General features: G+C 61.3%; 21 protein-coding genes. 13 read left to right on the forward strand and 8 right to left on the reverse strand.

Features of this window, described 5'->3' with window-relative positions; translation table 11 throughout:
* Window positions 1–45 precede the first annotated feature (45 nt).
* The gene (locus C7T36_RS28225; RefSeq protein WP_033234244.1) at window positions 46–462 is read right to left on the reverse strand and encodes a helix-turn-helix domain-containing protein; all 417 of its coding nucleotides are present in this window, start codon (window positions 460–462) and stop codon (window positions 46–48) included.
* Window positions 463–963: 501 nt separating this feature from the next.
* Between C7T36_RS28225 and C7T36_RS30335 the strand changes: the two genes are divergently transcribed.
* The 3 genes from C7T36_RS30335 to C7T36_RS28235 all read left to right on the forward strand — a co-directional run bounded on the left by C7T36_RS30335 (window position 964) and on the right by C7T36_RS28235 (window position 2,629).
* On the forward strand, window positions 964–1,119 hold the full coding sequence (locus C7T36_RS30335; protein WP_165826315.1) for a hypothetical protein: 156 nt from the start codon (window positions 964–966) through the stop codon (window positions 1,117–1,119).
* Between the two features lie 117 nt (window positions 1,120–1,236).
* Window positions 1,237–2,085, forward strand: coding sequence for an SDR family oxidoreductase (locus C7T36_RS28230; RefSeq protein ID WP_033234245.1), 849 nt, complete (start codon window positions 1,237–1,239; stop codon window positions 2,083–2,085).
* Between the two features lie 52 nt (window positions 2,086–2,137).
* Complete coding sequence (locus C7T36_RS28235) at window positions 2,138–2,629, forward strand: DUF2505 domain-containing protein (protein ID WP_045069240.1); 492 nt, start codon at window positions 2,138–2,140, stop codon at window positions 2,627–2,629.
* 7 nt (window positions 2,630–2,636) lie between these two features.
* Here C7T36_RS28235 and C7T36_RS28240 read toward each other — a convergent pair whose 3' ends face one another.
* Entirely contained in the window at window positions 2,637–3,122 is a 486-nt protein-coding gene (locus C7T36_RS28240) for an FABP family protein (RefSeq protein ID WP_045069243.1), read from the reverse strand.
* A 61-nt stretch (window positions 3,123–3,183) separates the two neighbouring features.
* Between C7T36_RS28240 and arcA the strand changes: the two genes are divergently transcribed.
* Window positions 3,184–4,401 carry an arginine deiminase gene (gene arcA / locus C7T36_RS28245; RefSeq protein WP_033234247.1) on the forward strand — a complete coding sequence of 406 codons (1,218 nt, stop codon included), beginning with the start codon at window positions 3,184–3,186 and terminating at the stop codon, window positions 4,399–4,401.
* 3 nt (window positions 4,402–4,404) lie between these two features.
* Here the strand turns inward: arcA and arsC are convergent, their stop codons facing one another.
* Window positions 4,405–4,758, reverse strand: coding sequence for an arsenate reductase (glutaredoxin) (gene arsC, locus C7T36_RS28250; RefSeq protein ID WP_033234248.1), 354 nt, complete (start codon window positions 4,756–4,758; stop codon window positions 4,405–4,407).
* 95 nt (window positions 4,759–4,853) lie between these two features.
* Between arsC and C7T36_RS28255 the strand changes: the two genes are divergently transcribed.
* The 4 genes from C7T36_RS28255 (at window position 4,854) to C7T36_RS28270 (ending at window position 8,103) form a co-directional block, all read left to right on the forward strand.
* A complete protein-coding gene (locus C7T36_RS28255; RefSeq protein ID WP_045069827.1) occupies window positions 4,854–5,537 on the forward strand; it encodes an SDR family oxidoreductase in 684 nt (227 codons plus the stop codon).
* Window positions 5,537–5,899 carry a GntR family transcriptional regulator gene (locus tag C7T36_RS28260; RefSeq protein WP_033234249.1) on the forward strand — a complete coding sequence of 121 codons (363 nt, stop codon included), beginning with the start codon at window positions 5,537–5,539 and terminating at the stop codon, window positions 5,897–5,899. The genes C7T36_RS28255 and C7T36_RS28260 overlap by 1 nt, the downstream gene beginning before the upstream one ends.
* Before the next feature lie 47 nt (window positions 5,900–5,946).
* Complete coding sequence (locus C7T36_RS28265; protein WP_033234250.1) at window positions 5,947–6,378, forward strand: DoxX family protein; 432 nt, start codon at window positions 5,947–5,949, stop codon at window positions 6,376–6,378.
* 84 nt (window positions 6,379–6,462) lie between these two features.
* On the forward strand, window positions 6,463–8,103 hold the full coding sequence (locus C7T36_RS28270; RefSeq protein WP_045069245.1) for a BCCT family transporter: 1,641 nt from the start codon (window positions 6,463–6,465) through the stop codon (window positions 8,101–8,103).
* Between the two features lies 1 nt (window position 8,104).
* On the opposite strand, the gene C7T36_RS28275 is transcribed toward C7T36_RS28270, so the two are convergent.
* On the reverse strand, window positions 8,105–9,664 hold the full coding sequence (locus tag C7T36_RS28275; protein ID WP_033234252.1) for a dolichyl-phosphate-mannose--protein mannosyltransferase: 1,560 nt from the start codon (window positions 9,662–9,664) through the stop codon (window positions 8,105–8,107).
* Between the two features lie 23 nt (window positions 9,665–9,687).
* On the opposite strand from C7T36_RS28275, the gene rsmI reads away from it, so the two are divergent.
* Window positions 9,688–10,518, forward strand: a complete 831-nt coding sequence (gene rsmI / locus C7T36_RS28280; RefSeq protein ID WP_033234253.1) for a 16S rRNA (cytidine(1402)-2'-O)-methyltransferase — start codon at window positions 9,688–9,690, stop codon at window positions 10,516–10,518.
* Between the two features lie 7 nt (window positions 10,519–10,525).
* Here the strand turns inward: rsmI and C7T36_RS28285 are convergent, their stop codons facing one another.
* Together C7T36_RS28285 and metG are read right to left on the reverse strand one after the other, a co-directional pair.
* Complete coding sequence (locus C7T36_RS28285) at window positions 10,526–11,695, reverse strand: DUF2786 domain-containing protein (protein WP_106939841.1); 1,170 nt, start codon at window positions 11,693–11,695, stop codon at window positions 10,526–10,528.
* Window positions 11,696–11,846: 151 nt separating this feature from the next.
* Window positions 11,847–13,445: a methionine--tRNA ligase gene (metG, locus tag C7T36_RS28290; RefSeq protein ID WP_033234255.1), complete on the reverse strand. Its 1,599-nt coding sequence runs from the start codon at window positions 13,443–13,445 to the stop codon at window positions 11,847–11,849.
* Between the two features lie 21 nt (window positions 13,446–13,466).
* Between metG and C7T36_RS28295 the strand changes: the two genes are divergently transcribed.
* The 3 genes from C7T36_RS28295 to C7T36_RS28305 all read left to right on the forward strand — a co-directional run bounded on the left by C7T36_RS28295 (window position 13,467) and on the right by C7T36_RS28305 (window position 15,216).
* Entirely contained in the window at window positions 13,467–14,294 is an 828-nt protein-coding gene (locus tag C7T36_RS28295; protein ID WP_033234256.1) for a TatD family hydrolase, read from the forward strand.
* Between the two features lie 77 nt (window positions 14,295–14,371).
* Complete coding sequence (locus C7T36_RS28300) at window positions 14,372–14,794, forward strand: DUF6578 domain-containing protein (RefSeq protein ID WP_045069247.1); 423 nt, start codon at window positions 14,372–14,374, stop codon at window positions 14,792–14,794.
* Window positions 14,791–15,216 carry a DUF6578 domain-containing protein gene (locus tag C7T36_RS28305; RefSeq protein ID WP_045069250.1) on the forward strand — a complete coding sequence of 142 codons (426 nt, stop codon included), beginning with the start codon at window positions 14,791–14,793 and terminating at the stop codon, window positions 15,214–15,216. The genes C7T36_RS28300 and C7T36_RS28305 overlap by 4 nt, the downstream gene beginning before the upstream one ends.
* 37 nt (window positions 15,217–15,253) lie before the next feature.
* Here the strand turns inward: C7T36_RS28305 and C7T36_RS28310 are convergent, their stop codons facing one another.
* Window positions 15,254–16,021, reverse strand: coding sequence for an amino acid ABC transporter ATP-binding protein (locus tag C7T36_RS28310; RefSeq protein ID WP_080711718.1), 768 nt, complete (start codon window positions 16,019–16,021; stop codon window positions 15,254–15,256).
* The gene (locus tag C7T36_RS28315; RefSeq protein ID WP_051730475.1) at window positions 16,018–17,466 is read right to left on the reverse strand and encodes an amino acid ABC transporter substrate-binding protein/permease; all 1,449 of its coding nucleotides are present in this window, start codon (window positions 17,464–17,466) and stop codon (window positions 16,018–16,020) included. Before C7T36_RS28315 ends, C7T36_RS28310 begins: the two co-directional genes overlap by 4 nt.
* A gap of 236 nt (window positions 17,467–17,702) precedes the next feature.
* On the opposite strand from C7T36_RS28315, the gene C7T36_RS28320 reads away from it, so the two are divergent.
* Complete coding sequence (locus tag C7T36_RS28320; RefSeq protein WP_045069253.1) at window positions 17,703–18,827, forward strand: resuscitation-promoting factor; 1,125 nt, start codon at window positions 17,703–17,705, stop codon at window positions 18,825–18,827.
* Window positions 18,828–18,850 lie beyond the last annotated feature (23 nt).

Consider the following 18,850-nt stretch of genomic DNA (forward strand, 5'->3'; position numbering starts at 1 on the left):
CGATCGACCTGCTCAGTGTCGTCTAGGGACAGCCCTAGCCTCGCGTCAACGTGACGCGTCTGGTGGGACTTCGGGTAGTCCTTCGCTTGCACGGAGCTTTTCGGCCATAGTCGTGAGAAGGTTCTGCGACTCTTCCGACAGATCGAACGCTCGGCTCGACAGTCGACGCAGACCGTAACCCTGGAGCTGTGCGAGCAGTTCGAGGTCGTGATCGATCTTCGCGGCGTAGATGTCGTTGAAGAAGTAGTCGGGCTTCACCTTGAAGAAGCGCGCAAAAGCAGCGACAGTCTCGTCCGACGGGTTGGTGCGTTGTCCCGAGCGGAGCTGTGAGATGTACGGCTTGGAGATCTGGTGGCCGTCCTCGATCAACGCGGAGGCGACCTCGGCGTTGGTGTGGGGCTTGCGCCCGGGAGGATGGACACTGTCGAACAGTTTGTTCAGTCGTTCTGCAAAGTCAGCCATTGTGAACCGCCCCGTAATCCTCTCTATCAGCGATTGTTCGTTCAGCGAATCCCACGATATCACGCGGATAACCGATTGGTAGCTCGCTGTAGTCCATTCGGTGGGCTTTGGGTGCAGGGTTGAGTTCGGTATTTATGGGAACTCGAGGGATGCTTCCGTCGAGTTCGCGGGTAATTTCGGGCCGCTCGATATCGCAATAGGACCAATTATGTGGGCAGTAGAGACCTACCGCAGTGCTGCATATTGTCACCATAACGAACCGTTTACCCGTTTTGCCTGCAGTAGCTATACGTTAACCCGGTTTTGGTGGTTCTTACTGTGTGAATAATCGCAGTTCAGGCCTCGGTCGACTCCAGTTCACCTCTGGAGTGCGTATTGTCGGGACCTTTGCCCCGATTTGCTCAAATGTGGCACGAAGTTTGTCGGATACGGGGTGTCTGTGGCTCGTCGTAACGACGTTCGCCACTAGCCATGGCCTGATAGTTGGCGCAAGATTGTGACATGAAACACATCATGAGTGACGAAGAGTTACGCCGGGCGATTCGCGCGCTCCAGGATCGTGCCCTCGATGCGCGCAAGCGTGGAGACCGCGACGCGGCAGACGAAATCGAGCGCACCATGCGTGACTACCAGGATCAGATGGCGCAACGCCTGTAGCGCAGCTGGGCCGAGAACTTCGGCTTGGAATGAAGCGGACATAACCCCTGCCGGTAGATGCTGCGTGCGTACACTTCCCTGCATGTCCACAGTGCTACCGCGGGGGAGTGTAAAGCCATGTCGATAAGGTCGCTCGATGGAAAGAAGTGCCTGATCACGGGTGCGGGTAGCGGTATCGGTCGAGCTACAGCGATTGCGGCGGGCGCTGGCGGGGCAGAGTTGTTTCTCACGGATATCAACGGTTCCGGTCTTGATGAGACCGTCGAAATGGTGTCCTCGGCCGGCGGTACCGTCAGTGTGGCGGAGGCATTCGATGTTTCCGATTACGACGCCGTTTCCAAATTCGGCGCAGAAGTGGCCGAGCAGTTCGGATCGATGGATGTCGTGATGAACATTGCAGGCATATCGGCCTGGGGAACAATCGAGAACCTCGAGCATCGTCACTGGCGATCAATGGTGGACGTCAATCTCATGGGTCCCATTCATGTCATGGAGACGTTCATTCCGCCGATGATCCGCGCCGGAAAGGGCGGTCATCTGGTCAATGTCTCGTCGGCCGCCGGCCTGCTGGCTCTGCCCTGGCATGCGGCATACAGCGCCAGCAAGTTCGGGCTACGAGGCGTTTCGGAGGTACTTCGGTTCGATCTGAAGCGTCACGGCATCGGTGTGAGCCTCGTTGTTCCGGGTGGGGTGAAGACTCCATTGGTGGGCACCGTCGACATTGCGGGTATCGATCGGGACGACCCGCGAGTCAAGTCATTGGTGCATCGCTTCGAGAAGCGTGCGGTTTCGCCGGAGAAAGTGGCGGAGTGCATTGTCTCCGGTATCGAGAAGAATCGATATCTGGTCTATACATCCAATGACATCAGGTTCGGTTATTGGTGGGCTCGTAAGTTCTCTCCGCCCTATGAATTTGTTATGCAGAAAGCGAATGACCAGTTCGCCAAGCTGTTACCGCGCTCGTAATTAGCTGCCTTTCAGAACCAGTGCCAACTCGCATAGGGACCAAGGTCACCAAATGTCAAAGAGTTTTCGATTTGGTATCGAATTCAACTTTCCGTCCGAGAAGGTTCATGCGGCATTGACAGATACTCGGTATTGGATGATCAGACTTGGCGACCTGTATTCCAAGGCGGTTATCGAAGACGGAGGCGGAGCGATAGCGGTGTCGCTAACCGACGAGATCGAATCGTCGGCACTGCCGGGGTTGGTTGCAAAGCTGGTTCCGGACCGCCTCGGTGTCGAGCGAGCCGATCGGTGGGGTCCGCTATCCGACGGCCGGGCGGTCGGATCAGTGACCGGGAGAGCGCACGGATTGCCTATTCGTATCGAGGTCGACCTGGAATTGGCCGAAGCAGGCGACGCTCGCTCCGTGCTGAACGTCGACGGCTGGGCAGAGGTGAAGATTCCGGTTCTAGGCGGCCAGATCGAAAGGCTGTTGAAGAATATGGCACAGGATCTGTTGCGCCGCGATCACGACGCCGTCGAAGCGTTCCTACTCAATCCGTGAAAGAGCGTTAATCGTCGACGCGCTGGAGCTCGGCATGCAGATGATGAGTGAGCGGTGTCTGATCGTGTGCCATCCAGATGTCGTACGTCAGTGTGTCTTCGTGAACCCGCACTACGCGTCGCACATCGGTGACGGGCTTGGAATCCGGTGACGCCGCAAGTGTCAACAGTGTGAAGGCAAGAGTGCCCTCGGCGTCGATGCTGCCGCGGTGGATCTCCACAAAACCGGTCGGCTGGGTGATCAGCAATTCGAGCTTGTTTCCGGGGACCGGGCGCAGGTATCCAGATTCCATGTGAAGTGGGCGGCCGTCGGGCAAGCCACGTGTGCGTGAGCTGTACGTCAGGAACGGTTTGGGGGTCGGAGCGAAGACGATTTCCTCGGAGTACTCGAAATCGTCGATCGTCGGAAAGTGTCCGCTACCGGTGCCGGCCCAGCGTCCACGCAACAACTCGACCCCTCGGTGTTCGTTCTCGGGTCGCTGTGGTGCCGTCATGGTGGTTCCTCTCACTGGTGTCGGCCATCAGATTACGCACCGACGGGAATACTGTTTATCCATGAACGGTTCTGGATCCGTCTCGCTCGGTGTCGACTCCGAGGTAGGTAGGTTGCGTTCGGTCATCTTGCATCGTCCCGGCGACGAATTGAAGCGGCTCACCCCGCGAAACAACGATCAACTGCTTTTCGACGGTTTGCCGTGGGTTGATCGGGCGCAGGACGAGCACGATCAGTTCGCGTCGGTGCTGCGTGAGCACGGTGTCGAGGTTCTGTTGCTTGCGGACCTGCTCGCCGAAGCCTTGACGGTCAGTGGTGCGGCCCGGATTCAAGGAATCTCGGCTGCGGTGGACACACGGAAGATCGGGCACTCGCTGGGGCAGCATCTGTCGTCGTACCTACGCAGTGTGCCGCCGGCGGAGTTGTCGTCCATCCTCACCGCCGGTATGACTTTCGACGAACTCCCGATCGACGCGTCGTCGACGTCGCTGGTGCGGCGGATGCACCACGGCGGGGATTTTGTGATCGATCCGCTGCCCAATCTGCTGTTCACGCGTGATTCGTCGTTCTGGATCGGGCCGCGGGTGGTGATTACGTCCTTGGCGTTGTCTGCGCGGGCGCGGGAGTCGTCGATCACCGATCTGGTGTATGCGCATCATCCTCGGTTTCGGGGGGTGCGGCGGGCGTACGAATCGCATACCGCTCCGGTCGAAGGTGGTGATGTGCTGCTACTCGCTCCGGGCGTGATTGCCGTCGGTGTGGGTGAGCGGACGTCGCCGGCGGGGGCGGAAGCATTGGCGCGCAGTGTGTTCGACGACGATTTGGCGCATACGGTGTTGGTGGTGCCGATCGAGCAGCGCCGCGCGTCGATGCATCTCGATACGGTGTGCACGATGGTGGAGGCCGACGCCGTAGTCATGTATCCGGCGATTCAGAACACATTGTCGGCCTTCACTATTCGGCGTGAGGATGACGGCGTCAGCATACGAGGTGCTGACCCGTTCCTCGAGGCTGCCGCCGACGCGATGGGGATCGGGAAGCTGCGGGTCATCGACACCGGATTGGACACGGTGACTGCCGAACGTGAGCAGTGGGACGACGGAAACAACACTCTGGCAATTGAACCCGGTGTGGTGGTCGCATACGAGCGCAATGTCGAGACCAATGCGCGGCTGGAGGCGTCGGGTATCGAGGTGCTTCGGATCGCGGGGTCGGAACTGGGATCCGGCCGGGGTGGCCCCCGGTGCATGTCCTGTCCGATCGCCCGCGATCCGTTGTGATGCCTAGAGGATTTCTTCGACCTTGTCTGCCGGGCGGGCGAGGACAGTGCCCTTGTCAGTGACGACAAAGGGGCGTTCGATGAGAATCGGGTGTTCGATCATGGCGTCGAGGATCTTGGACTCGGATGCGTCGGCGAGCCCGAGTTCCTTGTACTGCGATTCACGCTTACGAACTGCCTGGCTGGGAGTGAGGCCGGCGTCGGAGAGGAGTTTTTCCAGTTCCGAACGGGTAGGCGGTGTATCGAGGTACATGACGACGGTCGGTTCGATGTCGTGTTCACGTAGCCGGGCGAGAACAGTTCGTGAGGTGTTGCACCGTTGATTGTGGAAGATCGTTGCAGAGGCCATGGTCGTCATTGTGCCTGGCGTGATCAGCTGCCCGGTCGGGAAGTGGGAACAAACGGCCCCTTCCGGTGCGCTGGACTGAAGTACCGACGTACGAGGAGTGGATGATGACGGAACATCGAAGTGTCGACGAACGGCGAGTGGCGATTGCCGGAGGTCACGGCAAGATCGCGCAGCACCTCATATTCTTGCTGGCCGGACATGGTGATCGGCCGGTTGCGCTGATCCGCAATCCGGATCACGAGGGTGCGGTCCGAACGTTGGGCGCATTTCCTGTAGTGATCGACCTGGAAACGGCTACCGTCGACGAACTCGCGAAGGTGCTGGCCGGGTGCGATGTTGCAGTTTTTGCGGCGGGAGCCGGTCCGGGGAGTGGAATTGCGCGTAAGGACACAGTCGATCGGGCGGCAGCGGTACGGCTTGCCGACGCGGCGGAAAAAGCGGGTGTTCGTCGTTTCATCCAGATCAGTGCGATGGGCGCCGGCGAACCGGTTGCGGAGGGGACCGACGAGGTTTTTGCCGCGTACCTCGAAGCCAAGACGGCCGCCGAGGACGATCTGCGTTCTCGCACGGGCTTAAAGTGGACGATCATTCGTCCGGGGCTTCTCACCGATGACGATCCGATCGGTGAGGTAACTCTGGCCGAGCCTCCGGTTGCGCGTGGATCGGTCAGTAGGGCTGATGTAGCGGCGGTGATCGAGGCGTTGATCGATGCGCCCGCGAGTGTCGGCAAGACGTTGGTTCTGACGTCCGGCTCCGATCTTGTTCGCGACGCGGTTGATGCCTTGTGATGACCGGTATCGTGATCGACCACGGTTCTTCCGTGGCGCCGTACGACCAACTACGCCAACAGATTATCGAACAGGTACAGACCGGGGGGCTGATAGCGGGGGCCAAGATTCCCACGGTTCGGGCGCTGGCAACGGACCTGGGTTTGGCGGCGAATACCGTCGCAAAAGCGTATCGGGTGCTCGGCGAGCAGGGGGTGATCGAGACCCGCGGGAAGCAGGGCACCTTCATTGCGTCGGGAAGTGATCCGGTACGAGCGCAGGCGGAGCAGGCGGCGACGGCTTTCGTGAAAGATGTGCGTGCGCTCGGATATTCGGATGACGAGATACTGACTATGGTCGAGGCCGCATTGAGAGGCGCGTGATGCAGCCTTAAGTTGACGCTTCAACTTAAAGCTGTCAGGCTTGCACCATGAATTCGTCGATCGTCCGTGACCTCGGACTCCTCATCGCTCGCATCGGCCTTGGCATCATCTTCATCGCCCACGGTTGGCAGAAGTTCTTCACGTACAAGATCGCCGGAACGCAGGCGTCATTCGAAATGATGGGCGCGCCCCTGCCCAAGGTGTCGGCGATTCTTGCAGCCACGATCGAACTCGGCGGCGGAATCCTGCTCATTGCCGGCGTGCTGACTCCGCTTGTCGGTGTGCTGCTGTTCCTCGACATGGTGGGCGCCTTCTTCATCGTCCACTCGGGCAACGGCATTTTTGTCGACGCGGGTGGCTACGAACTGGTACTTGCGCTCGGTGTCGGCTCGCTGCTGATCGCCACGATCGGAGCCGGTCGCATCAGCGTGGACGGATTGATTGGCAAAGGCAACGGTTGGTTGAAAACCGCAGCGTAAGGAGTATTTCGGGGCGGGTCCGGCAGGTGTCGGGCCCGCCTTCGCTATTGCTTTTGTTCGCGCGAGTGACCAACGTATTGTCCTATGGTGACGAAATCTGATCCTTCCGAGCAGAATTCCGGTGCCAACGAGGACCGACCGACGAATGGGTTCACACGAGTAGGTGTGCGAACCGATTACGTGGTTTTTTCCGTAACGGCAGTGGCGGTTTTGGCAATTCTCGTGTGGGGCCTCGTTGCCCCCGACAATCTGAACTCGGTGACGGGGAGCATTCTCGACTGGCTCGTCGTCAACATCGGCTGGCTCTTCGTTCTCGCGGCGTCGGCTTTTGTGCTGTTCTCCATCTACCTCGCCGTCAGTCGGTTCGGAGACATTCCACTCGGCAAGGATGGTGAGAAACCGGAGTTCCGGACCGTCAGTTGGATTGCGATGATGTTCAGCGCCGGAATGGGAATCGGCCTGATGTTCTTCGGTGTCGCCGAACCATTGGCGCACTACGTCAATCCACCACCTGGCACCGACGGCGGTATCGGAACCGCTATGGCAACCACCATGTTCCACTGGGGGCTTCATCCCTGGGCGATGTATGCCGTTGTGGGCCTTGCCATTGCGTACGGATCGTATCGGCGTGGACGCAAGCAGCTTTTCAGCTCGGCTTTCATCCCACTGCTCGGGCGTCGGGCTGAAGGTCCGATCGGCAAGATCATCGATATTCTTGCCATCTTCGCGACTCTCTTCGGCACGGCCGCATCACTGGGACTCGGCGCCCTGCAAATCGGCTCGGGTTTCCAGGTGGTCGGGTGGATGCAAGAAGTGAGTGTCTTCCTCCTCGTTTCCATTGTCGCGGTGTTGACCCTGGCCTTTGTCGCATCGGCAGTCTCGGGCGTTTCCAAGGGAATTCAGTGGTTGTCGAACATCAACATGGTGCTCGCGTTGATCTTGGCGCTCTTCGTGTTCGTACTCGGCCCGACAGTACTGATCCTCAACCTTCTGCCCACCACCATCGGCGCCTACGCGTCGGACCTCGCCCAGATGTCGGCTAGGACCGGAGCGTCGTCGAATCCCGAGACAGGAGAGTGGCTGTCGTCCTGGACCATCTTCTACTGGGCCTGGTGGGTGTCCTGGACACCGTTCGTGGGAATGTTCTTGGCGCGCATCAGTCGTGGGCGCACTATCCGTCAGTTCATCGTGGGTGTCATTGTCGTGCCGACGACGGTGAGTCTGTTGTGGTTCTCGATCTTCGGCGGTGCCGGGATCGGTGAGGAGCGAGACGGAATCGATCTCGCGAGCCGGGGTTCCGAGGAAGCTCAGTTGTTCGGGATGCTCGACAATCTCCCGCTCGCGGGCGTCACGACCGTCCTGGTCATGCTGCTCGTAGCGGTGTTCTTCGTCTCGGGCGCAGACGCCGCGTCGATGGTGATGGGCACTCTCTCGCAGCGGGGAACTCTCGAGCCGAGTCGGTGGGTCGTGGTGTTCTGGGGTGTGTTGACCGGTGGCGCCGCGGCGCTATTGCTGTGGACCGGCGGTTCCGAAGCGCTCGAGGGCTTGCAGACGATGACGATCATCGCGGCCGCGCCATTTGTCGTCGTGATGATCGGCCTGTGCTTCTCGCTCTACCGAGATCTGTCACACGACCCGATCATCGTCGCTGCCCGAGAACAGAAACGAGCGCTTCTCCAAACCCGACGGGTCCGACGAGGCACTCGCGCTCGGCGCGATACCTGAGCTATTTCCAGCTCGGCAACCACAGATGGTTCTGCCACGATTCCGGAGTGATCGGCATCGCGGTCAAGATGGGCCACAGGTAGACGAAGTTCGCGACAACCAGCCCGATGTACAGGCTGACCGCGAGCAATCCCGTGGTGCGTCGCTCGACGGAATCCGTTGCCTTGCCAAGTACGTCACCGAGTGTCAGCGCAAATCCCATGACCATGAACGGTGCGAGCGCAACGCCGTAGAAGAAGTACATCTGACGGTCCATCGTGGCGAACCAGGGGAGGTAGGCGGCGGCGTATCCGGTGAGAACAACGGCATAGCGCCAGTCACGCCGAACGAACGTCTTCCAGATCGCCCACGCCAACATGGGCAGCGCCAGCCACCACATCGCCGGCGTGCCGATCAGCATGATCGCCTTGACGCAGGTGGCCGCCCCACAGCCCGTCACCTGCTCGCCGTCGGCGTAGTAGTAGAGCATCGGACGAAGACCCATGGGCCACGTCCAGGGTTTCGATTCCCACGGGTGGTGGTTGCCCGCGGAGTTCGTCAGGCTCGAGTGGAAGGTGAGCACGTTGCCGCTGTAGTACCAGAGGGAACGCAGCGCCGACGGTATGAAACTCCACGTTCCGCCCTCGCCGATCTCGTTGCCGACGGCATGGCGATCGACGCCCGTCTCGCTCGCAAACCAGGCCCAGTAGCTGGCCAGGTAGACGCCGATCGGGATGACGACCAACGCGTACAGAGCGGGGCCGATGTCGCGGATCGCGGTGCCGAACCATGGCCGCTGCACACGGTAGGCGCGGCGTGCGGACAGGTCGAACGCGACGCTGAGGAGTCCGAAGAACAAGATGAAGTACATCCCGGACCATTTGGTGCCGCAGGCCAATCCGAGCAGGATGCCGGCGCCGAATCGCCACCACCGGAATCCGAGCCGTGGACCCCATTCGGAATCGCCGATCCGACCCTCGGCGTAAGCGGTGGCCATCCGTTGCCGAACCTGGTCACGGTCGACGATCAGGCAGCCAAGCGCGGCGAGAACAAAGAATGCGAGAAAAATGTCGAGCATGCCCAGGCGGGACGAGACGAACGTGACTCCGTCGACGATCAGCAGAATGCCGGCAATCGCGCCGATGAGCGTCGAACGTGTCATCCGTCGAACGATCCGAATGATCAGCAGCACCATCAAGGTTCCGACCAATGCCGACGAGAACCGCCAACCCCAGCCGTTGTAACCGAAGATCGCTTCACCGATTGCGATCATCTGCTTGCCGATCGGCGGGTGCACCACCAATCCGTAACCGGGGTTGTCTTCGATCCCGCCGCCTGTCAGCACCTGCCAGCCTTGCGGCGCATAGTGCTTCTCGTCGAATACGGGAGTGCCGGCGTCCGTGGGATAGGCGAGCATCGTGAACCGGGTGATTGCGGCGATCGTGGTGATGACGGCGGTGACGATCCAGCCACGCAACCGGTCCGTGGGGCCGAAGTCCGGGGCGGGTACGAGCGGCGCTGGACTACGCACTACCCGATCGCCACTGGCGGGCGTTGGCCGCTCGTCCGTCTGCACAGTCACTCGGCAATCGTAGGCTGTCAGGTATGACTGGTCGCTTGGTACTCGCCGCAACACCCATGGGAGACGTCGGTGACGCGTCTCCGCGCCTGCGCGACGCTCTCGCAACCGCCGACGTCGTGGCGGCCGAGGACACCCGACGCACCAAGTCGCTGGCCTCGGCACTTGATGTCACGATCACCGGAAAGGTGGTCAGTTTCTACGATCAGGTGGAGATTGCGCGACTTCCCGCGCTGGTCGCCGACGTTGCCGGCGGCAAAACCGTCCTCCTGGTGACCGACGCCGGTATGCCGTCGGTCAGTGATCCCGGATACCGCCTTGTTGCTGCATGTGTGGCTGAGAACTTGAAGGTCACCTGCCTGCCTGGCCCGTCCGCAGTGACTACTGCCCTCGCGCTGTCAGGGCTGCCCGTCGAGCGCTTCTGCTTCGACGGTTTCCCGCCGCGCAAGGGTGGACAACGCAAGACCTGGTTCGCGGGACTGCTCACCGAGCAGCGCGCGTGTGTGTTCTTCGAGGCGCCGCATCGCCTGGCCGATTGCCTGGCCGACGCCGTCGAGGTGCTCGGCCCGGACCGGCGCGCTGCCGTTTGCCGCGAGTTGACCAAGACCTACGAAGAGGTGAAGCGCGGAACTCTCGGCGAACTCGCCGCGTGGGCTGCCGAAGGTGTGCGCGGCGAAATCACAGTAGTGCTCGAAGGTGCTGTTCTGGTGGCCTCCGATCCGGCCGATCTGGTCGAGGAAGTGGAACGCCTGGTCGAGGGCGGAGCACGTCTGAAAGACGCGTGCGCCCTCGTCGCCACCCCCGGTGTGTCGAAGCGCGAACTGTACGAAACGGTGCTGGCTGCTCGTAAGGACTAGCGCTGGGCTAACGGCGCACTGCCGGTGCTCCCGGCCGGAGGTTGGCGTCGTCGGCAGCCGCTTGGCCGGCGTGCCACCCTTCGGCGTCGACGGACCTTCCCCGAGCCTTGCGGGTTCGCGGGAACAACCGATCGAATTCGGTGTCGACGGCAGCCGACGTGGTAGCGAGAATCGGCAGGAGATCGGCCACATCCATCGACGCGGCGTCGGCGGCTTCTGCGGTGGCTTTGGTGCCGGCGTCGCGGAGACGTTGACCGATTCGATTGGCAAACCCGGTGAGGAAGCCCTTGCGGAACGACGTGGTTCTGGAGCCGCCGCGATTGCTGGTGTCGGCGAATTGCATTGCGCGGGTTGCCTGCACGAGTAGCGACGTGAAGAGCATGTCGACCTGCTGGAGATCGACGGGCGTGCCGATGACGGTCGCGATGGACACCTCGCTGAACCACACGGCGCGCACGCGGTTGGAATCACCGATTGCAGTGAGGAGATGGACTTTCTCTTTCACGTAGGGGTTGTCGAGGTGGATGCGACGCCCGTTGACGGCGGTATCGGTGATGCCGGTGCGATTGTGCAGAAGTGCCGCATCGATGGCGTACCGCGTCATCAACTCCTGCGCCTTCTCGGTGAATGATTCGGCTTCTTCGGCGAAGTTGGTGGCCTCGGCTTTGGCGAGTAATCCACGAATTCGCTTGAGTACCTTGGCGTCAACTTCAGCGCCAGTGCCCGCGTAACTGGTGTCGGTGCGCTGCGGCGGCCAGGTAGACGGCGGCGCGAGCAACAGATTCCACGGCGCGAGTCGCGTCCAGTGCAGCGCTACCTCGGCAATTTGGGAGACGAGGAAATAGGGATCTTCGAACAGGAGTCCGGCCGCGAGGGATCGAAAAACGTCCTCGTCCAGAGTGATTCGTGACGCGATGCGATCGGCATTGGGGAACTGCTCCCGAATAGACGCAAGTTGCCCAACCCATTCGAGGGGTGCGCGGTCGGCGGCCCTGGTTCGGGCGGCGTCGAGTAGGACGGCGGTGGCAACAAGATCGGCGTTCGAGGGATCTTTGCTGCGACGGGCAAGGTGAACAAGATCGGCAGGTTGCCACCCTCGTTCGTAGACGCCGGCAAGTTCGGTGATCAAGGCCTCGGCAGCTGCGACAGATTGAGGACTGACTTCGTGAGAGGACACGCGGGTTCCGTTCCATGGCAGCGTCTGCGAGGAGGCAGCGGCTCGAAAGTATGTTCTATCGGGTGTCATGGACGCAGTGTGCACGTGGGGTCCGACACAACTGGCTCAGGCCAGATGCGGCGGACCCCACGAAAGGCGTCACACGGCTACGTCACTCGTCGACGAAACGAGGGAAAACAGGTGCCGGAGCAGGCAGTTTACGGTTCGCGTCGATGCGTACCGCGATGTCGGTGAATTGACGGCTCTCTTCGCTCTGGCCAAGCAGATCGAGGATCCGCGACGCCGCGTCGGGCATGACCGGCTGAACGAGAATGCCGACGATACGGACCACTTCGATCGTCACGTAGAGGACGGTTGCCATACGCGCCGGATCGGTCTTGCGCAGGACCCACGGTTCCTGCTTGGAGAAGTACCGGTTGGTCTCGCCGAGCACGCCCCAGATGGCTTCCAGCGCGAGGTGCAGAGCTTGCACGTCGAACTCGCTGCGGCACTTGGTGAGCAAGGCGTCCGCCGACGCCAGCATCGCCAGGTCGTCCTCGGTGAACTCACCGGGGGTGGGTACCTGGGCGTCGCAGTTCTTCGCGACCATCGTCAGCGAGCGCTGCGCGAGATTGCCGAGTTCGTTCGAGAGATCAGCGTTCATGCGTGTCACGATCGCCTCGTGGCTGTAACTGCCGTCCTGGCCGTACGAGATCTCACGGAGCAGGAAGAAGCGGACTGCGTCGAGACCGTACTGATCGACCATGGCGATGGGGTCGACGACGTTGCCGACCGACTTCGACATCTTCTCGCCCTTGTTGTACAAGAAGCCGTGAACGAAGACCCGCTCCGGCAGCTCGATGCCCGCGGACATGAGGAACGCCGGCCAGTAGACGGTGTGGAACCGCGTGATGTCCTTGCCGATGATGTGCAGGCTTGCGGGCCAGAACTTCTTGAACTCCTCCGAGTCGGCGTTCGGGTATCCGACGCCCGTCAGGTAGTTGGTGAGGGCGTCTACCCAGACGTACATGACGTGGTCCGGGTCGCCCGGAACCTTGACGCCCCAGTCGAACGTGGTGCGCGAGATCGAGATGTCCTTGAGGCCGCTCTTGACGAAGCTGACGATCTCGTTTCGGCGTGTCGTGGGGGCGATGAACTCGGGGTGCTCTTCGTACAGCGCGAGTAACCGCTCCTCGTACGCCGAGAGGCGGAACGTGTAGTTGGACTCCTCGGTCCACTCCACCGGGGTGCCGGTCTCGGTGGACTGGCGGGTGCCGTCCTCCAGAAGCGTGGTCTCGGCTTCGGTGTAGAAGGCCTCGTCCCGAACCGAGTACCAACCCGAGTACGTGTCGAGGTAGATGTCGCCGGATGCGGCCATCTTCTCCCAGATCGCCTTGCTGGCGACCTGGTGATCAGCGTCCGTGGTGCGAATGAACCGGTCGTACGAGATGTTCAGGACCTTGTCGAGGTTCTGGAACACGTCGGAGTTCCGAGCCGCGAGTTCCCGAACGTCGATACCTTCCTTGATCGCAGTCTGCTGCATCTTCAGACCGTGCTCGTCGGTACCGGTCATGAAGAACACTTCATGTCCGTCCAACCGCTTGAAGCGGGCGAGCGCGTCCGAAGAGATGTACTCGTACGCGTGGCCGATGTGCGGAGCACCGTTGGGATACGCGATCGCTGTCGTGATGTAGAACGGCGATCGTTCCGCGCCTTCCGGGGCGGCGGAGTCCGGGCGCGGGGTCTGGGAGGGTGAGGCAGGCACAGTCATGGTGGGCTTACTCTATCGGGCGTGAGCAAAGACCGTCCCGCCCCCGATGCCCCTGAGCCCTTGTCGCCTCTGATCGACGCCCATACGCACCTCGACGCGTGTGGCGCGCATGACGCTGCGAGCGTGGCCGAAATAGTCGACCGAGCCGAGGCCGTCGGCGTCGGGCGGGTCGTGACGGTGGCCGACGACCTCGACGCCGCCCGCTTTGCCGTCGACGCTGCGAACTGGGATTCCCGCGTGTACGCCGCCGTCGCAATCCACCCGACCAGGGCGAACGTTCTCGACGCCGATACTCGCGCCGAGATCGAGCGGTTGGCGTCGGATCCGCGGGTCGTCGCTGTGGGGGAGACGGGCCTCGACCTTTACTGGCCCGGCAAGCTCGATGGGTGCGCCACCATCGAGGAGCAGGTCGACGGTTTCCGGTGGCACATCGATCTGGCGAAGCGGTTGGGCAAGACGCTGATGATTCACAACCGCGAAGCCGACCAGGACTTGCTGCGCGTGCTGAACGAGGAAGGCGCGCCGGAGACAGTGGTGTTCCACTGCTTCTCCTCGGATTCGGAGATGGCGCGGGCATGCATCGACGCCGGGTACGTGCTCAGTTTTTCGGGAACCGTGAGTTTCAAGAATGCGAAGGCTCTCCGTGAGGCTGCGCTATTGGTGCCGTCGGATCAGCTGATCGTCGAAACGGATGCGCCGTTCCTGACGCCCCATCCGTTCCGTGGCGCCCCCAACGAGTCGTACTGCCTCCCGTACACCGTGCGCGCATTGGCCGATATCCGCGGCGAGGATCCGGAGGCTCTGGCAGCGGCGTCGACGGCGACAGCGGAGCGGGTCTACAAGCTCTGAGCGCTATTCTGAGCTGACAGGTAACTCCGCGCCCGGGACCGTCGTGTCCCGGCCCGTCTACTGCGCGGAGTATTCAGATGAATGACTACATCTATCCCGACGACATCTATCCCTACGACGTCGTCACAGTCCGCATCGAAACGTGGGAATTCGAGTGCTGTGCGCCGCTGCCCGTTGTCGGCGAAGAATCTTCGTGGGCTTTGCGCCCGATGCGTGACTCGCTGTGGTTGGACGGGCAGTGGTTCGACGGGTCGGTCCACGGCGGTATCTATCCAGATTTAGAACGCACGGCAGGGACCGTTCTCTCGATCAGACTCGAGCGTGGCGAATTTCTCGAACAAGGGTCGGGGCATTGGGCGTTGGTGCCGGGGAGCATCGATCACGTTCGCGTCGAGAAAGTCCCGAGCCACTTTCGGGGAATGCCGTCGCTGGTTACTGGTAGTCGCGGATGGATGGAGACGGCCGTCGTCGTCGAGTTGGCTGTTCCTGCGAGGGCGTGAGGGCGCACAGCTACACCGAGCCGACTCCGGTGGAATCCTCGGTCGAGATCCTCACCGTTCACATCGACATGGGTGAAATCGAATGTTGCGGGCCATATCCGGTTGTCGGAGACGAGTGTTCGTGGACGCTGACTCCGCGCGCCGACACCGGCAGGTTCGACGGTTGGGTTCACGGCGGGATGCCGGCGTCAGGAGTTAGGACCGCAGGCGTAGTCCTCGGGATCCTTGTGGTCACGACGACGTACGAGGAAGTCGGAAGTCCACGCGTGTGGTTGCCCGTCGCAGACAGTGAGACCTATCGACGGGTCGATGCGAGTCCTCGGTGGTTCCGGAGGTTCGGTGATTTCGACGTCGGTCCGCAGAACCGGATCGAGACCGGTGTGGTCGTCGAGTTGGCCGCCCCCTGTGCGCCTTTCCGGTAGTCGGCGCTACCAGAAAGGCGCACAGGGGCGGAGCCCCTTAGAGAACCTTCCCCAGGAAATCCTGGGTGCGCTTCTGCTGCGGATTGCCGAACAGGTTTTCCGGCTTCCCTTCCTCGACGATGTAGCCGTCGGCCATGAAGATGACGCGATCGGATACCTCGCGCGCGAATCCCATTTCGTGGGTCACGACGACCATGGTCATGCCCTGCTTCGCGAGATCGCGCAACACCTGCAGAACCTCGCCCACCATTTCGGGGTCGAGGGCGCTGGTGGCCTCGTCGAAGAGCATGATGTCCGGGCTCATGGCGAGTGCGCGGGCGATGGCAACACGCTGCTTCTGACCGCCGGACAGACTCGCGGGCTTGGCGTCGGCCTTCTCGGCGAGACCAACCTGACCTAGCAGTTTCGCCGCGATCTCACGTGCCTGTTCCTTGGTGGAACGGCCCGTCTGGATCGGAGCGAGCATCACGTTTTCGATGACGGTCATGTGGGGGAAGAGATTGAAGTGCTGGAACACCATGCCGATGTGTTGGCGCACTTTGTCGATATCGACGTTCTTGTCCGTCAGGTCGAACTGGTCGACGCGCACGGTGCCTGCGGTGATGTCCTCGAGGCGGTTGAGGCAGCGTAGGAAGGTGGACTTGCCCGATCCGGACGGCCCGATGACGCACACCACTTCGCCGTTCTTGATGTCGACGTCGAGGCCTTTGAGGACCTCGTTGTCGCCGAACGACTTTTTCAGTCCCTTGACTTCGATCTTGATTTCGGTGTCTGGCTTGCTCATGTTGACGGCTGTTTCGGTCACTTGTTGATCCTCTTTTCGAGGCGGTTCGAGAACTTGGTGAGCGCCATGATGATGATGAAGTACATGGCGCCGATGATCAGCCACATGTTGAAGGACTGGAAGTTGCGCGCGATGATGATGCGCCCGGTCTGAGTGAGCTCAGCCAGTCCGATGACCGACAGGATCGACGTGTCCTTGAGGGTGATGACGAACTGGTTGATGTACGACGGGATCATCGTGCGAATTGCCTGCGGCATGATGACTTTCCGCATTGTCTTCATGTAGCTGATGCCGAGGCTGCGTGATGCCTCCATCTGGCCCTTGTCGACGGCCAGGATTCCGCCGCGCACGATTTCGGCCATGTAGGCGCCGGCGTTGAGGGAGAGCGTGATGACACCGGCGGTGAATGCCGACATCTGGAAGTGCAGAGCGGCCGGGATGCCGAAGTAGATGAAGAACGCTTGCACCAGAAGCGGTGTGCCACGGAAGATATCGACGTAGGCGGTACCGATTCCGCGGACGACGATGTTTGTCGATACGCGGCAGAGTCCGAAGATCGCACCCAGGACAAGAGCGATCGCGATCGAGACGACCGACAGAACGATGGTCAGCCACAGACCTTTGAGCAGTTGTGGGTAGGTGCTCTTGATCAGCCCGATGATGGAGTTGTCGGACGAGGTGGCGTCCTGGCCGAGGAACTGCGAGAGGATCTCGTCGTACTCGCCGCTGTCCTGCAGGTTCGCAAGTCCGGCGTTGAACATCTCGAGCAGTTCGGCGTTCTGGCCCTTGTTGACGGCAAAGCCGTAGCTTGCGCCGGCTTCCTTCTCGGTCACGGTTTTGAGTCCGTTGCCCTGGGTGATGCCGTAGGCCAGCACGGGGTAGTCGTCGAACACGGCGACGGAGTTACCCGTGCGGACCTCGTCGTACATGCTGGCGGAGTCGGCGAAGTAGACAGTCGTGAATCCGTATTGATCCTTGATGGATTCGGCGAACGTGGCGCCTTCGGTGCCGTTCTTGACGGCGACGCGTTTGCCCTTCAGGTCCTCGTAGGACTTGACGTCGTTGTTCGATTCGAGCACTGCCATCTGCACGCCCGACTCGAAGTACGGGTCGGAGAAGTCGAAGACCTGCTTGCGGGCGTCGGTGATCGACATGCCGGCGATGACGCCGTCTGCCTGGCCGGCCTGGACTGCTTGCAGGGCTGCGTCGAATCCCAATTGCTTGATCTCGACGTTGAATCCCTGATCCTCGGCGATGGCCCGGATCAGTTCCATGTCGATGCCGGTGAGATTGCCGTTTTCGTCCTCGAATTCGAACGGGGCGAACGTGACGTCGGTGGCGATGATGTACGTCCGGCCCGGCTGCGCCGACGCGATGCCTGGAGCGAACAGCGCTGCGATGAGCGCCAGCAGGATGGCCAGGATCGGCCACCTCGGGTTACGGGGTTTGTCGACTTTTCTTCGCACTCTCGCCCAGCTTTCGTATGTCACGCCCGGGATCGCCGGACTGCTTATGACCAGACGAGAACATACTGCGCGCCGCGCTGAATCGGTACACCCTTAACTGAGGTAAAAAGTTACCGACCTGCGACACGCCGTGTTTATTCCGTGACAAAAGTCGCAATTCGTGACCGTTTGGTTGCCGAAGCGGTGTGTGGCCGTTACCGTATTGTGATCGAACGTCGTCTGCCTTGGGATTTCCTGTGTCGCCTTTTGCCAAGATCAACTCCACGAAGTCACCACTTCTCTATTCGATGGTGGCGGCGCTGCTCCTGACGCTTGTTGTCGGTGGGCTGCTCGTGGTGGTTCAGCACAAGACGATCACGCTCGACGTCGACGGCGAGATGATCTCGCTGTCCACCATGTCGAGCAGCGTCGGTGGCGCTTTGGACAAGGCCGGATACGAGGTGGATCCGAAGGACGCACTTGCGCCCAGTTCCGACGCCTCTCTGGCCGACGGCGACACTGTCGTTCTGCGACGCGCACGCGAGCTGGACTTGACCGTCGACGGCAAGCAGCAGACGGTGTGGACCACCGCGCTGACCGTGGACGAAGCGTTGAAGCAGTTCGACGTGGCCGACGACTTTGCCGTATCGGCGTCACGCTCGCATCGTTTGCCACTCGAACGCACGGAACTCGACGTGATCAGCCCCAAGGTTGTCAACGTTGCGGACGGCGGTGCGCCCGCTACGGAAATCAAGCTTGCCGCCGCTACCGTCGGTGATCTTCTGGCCGCACGCAATGCTCCGCTCGAGCAGGCCGATACCGTTGTTCCGCCCGCCGAGACTCCTGTCACTGACGGGCTCACCGTCGAAATTACCCGGTCGCGCACCGACACCCGTGTCGAGAACCAGCCGATTCCCGCGCCGGAGAACAAGATCGACGATCCGTCGCTCGAGAAGGACTCGACCGTCGTCGAAAATCCGGGAGTTCCCGGTGAGCGCACGGCGACCATCGAGGTCAAGACCGTCAATGGTGTCGAGGCAGCGCGTACTGAGCTTTCTGCGACCGTGGTCAAGGAACCTGTTGCCGCGGTAGTGAAGGTCGGCACCAAAGAACCTGCGGTACCGGCAATTTCCAATGCGGCGACCTGGGATGCGATTGCGCAGTGTGAGGCCACCGGCAACTGGGCGATCAACACCGGCAATGGTTTCTACGGCGGATTGCAATTCACCCAGAGCACCTGGCAGGCATTCGGCGGTGGCGAGTACGCATCGCGTGCCGACCTCGCAACCCGTGAGCAGCAGATCGCGATCGGCGAGAAGGTTCGCGCCGGCCAAGGCTGGGGCGCATGGCCTTCGTGCACAAGCAAATTGGGTCTGCGCTAACCGCGCACTGACCCCGGACCAGA

Origin of the sequence: Rhodococcus sp. AD45-ID, from assembly GCF_003023755.1 — a bacterium.
Lineage (GTDB): Bacteria > Actinomycetota > Actinomycetes > Mycobacteriales > Mycobacteriaceae > Rhodococcus_F > Rhodococcus_F globerula.